Source organism: Neisseria sp. P0001.S005 (assembly GCF_051963715.1).
Genome location: NZ_JBQCTZ010000845.1, coordinates 1 through 338 on the forward strand (window position 1 = coordinate 1; position 338 = coordinate 338).

Consider the following 338-nt stretch of genomic DNA (forward strand, 5'->3'; position numbering starts at 1 on the left):
GGGTTGTTCAAATCAGGTGGTACTTCCAGTTTGACCAAGCGGTGTGATTGACTTTGATAGTCGAGTTTGGGTTGTTCTTTTTTGCTGCCGGAACAGGCAGTCATGCTAATCAGGGCGAGGGCTACTACGATGGGTTTGATATAGGTCATCTTGTTTTCCTGTGGATGAAGTTCTTAACAGGGAGGCCGTCTGAGACGGGGGTTTGGGATTCAGACGGCCTTATTTCCGGATCAGATTTGTCCTGATTTTTCCAGAGCGGCTCGGACTTTGGCTTGACCGGCTTCGGTCAGTGCTACCAAAGGCAGACGAACATGGGGTTCGCATTTGCCCAATAAGCT

The 338-nt window shown here is 49.7% G+C and carries 2 pseudogenes; both read right to left on the bottom strand.

Annotation, left to right across the window (positions count from 1 at the left end):
* Nucleotides 1–149: pseudogene (locus ACTHSP_RS23155) on the bottom strand (outer membrane protein assembly factor BamC); the annotation flags it as partial.
* An 81-nt stretch (nt 150–230) separates the two neighbouring features.
* Nucleotides 231–338: pseudogene (locus tag ACTHSP_RS23160) on the bottom strand (4-hydroxy-tetrahydrodipicolinate synthase); the annotation flags it as partial.